The sequence below is a fragment of the Pseudomonas sp. 51_B genome, assembly GCF_017491595.1.
GTDB lineage: Bacteria > Pseudomonadota > Gammaproteobacteria > Pseudomonadales > Pseudomonadaceae > Aquipseudomonas > Aquipseudomonas promysalinigenes.
The window spans coordinates 1-473 of sequence record NZ_JAFGYW010000307.1 but is presented as its reverse complement, the minus strand read 5'-3'; the positions used below and the strand labels follow the sequence as shown (position 1 = coordinate 473).

Here is a 473-nt window from a genome sequence, read left to right as displayed (position 1 = left end):
CTGGGTTGCCGGAGGAGGGCATCGCCCCAGGCACACGCTGGGCAGACGTTCCCATCAACTGGACATGCCCCGAGTGCGGCGCGCGCAAGGAAGATTTCGAGATGGTTCAGATCTGACCGTCTCGCGTCGGCGGTTCGGCATCGAGCGAACCGGCGGCGTTGGCGCGGCGGCATCGACGGGTTGAGGCGCCGCTTGCGGCGCGGCTTCGTTTCTGGTGCTGACGCTCGTGCCCATTACCGCTGACATCGCGACGGTTCCGGTTCTCGACGCGTTGCCCAATCCGCGAGGCGGCGCAGTGCCCGCGGCCGAGGCGGCGCTGCGCACCGCGCAACAAGCCTTCGAGCGGCGCGCCGATCCGGCCGAACCGCTCGCCGCCGCCGCGGCGGCGCTGCGGGAGGCAGGGTGGCTCGCCGCGCAACGCTTTGTCGTTGCGCTGGCTCATGCCGCGCCGCTTGCCGCGACCGAACTCCAAC

The 473-nt window shown here is 71.0% G+C and carries 2 protein-coding genes; both read left to right on the top strand.

Annotated features, from left to right (window positions below):
• The coding region (locus J5M56_RS24970; protein ID WP_207938057.1) for a rubredoxin at positions 1 to 116 on the top strand (116 nt) is incomplete at its 5' end.
• A 98-nt stretch (positions 117 to 214) separates the two neighbouring features.
• On the top strand, positions 215 to 473 hold a 259-nt coding region (locus tag J5M56_RS24965; RefSeq protein ID WP_207938056.1), incomplete at its 3' end, for a hypothetical protein.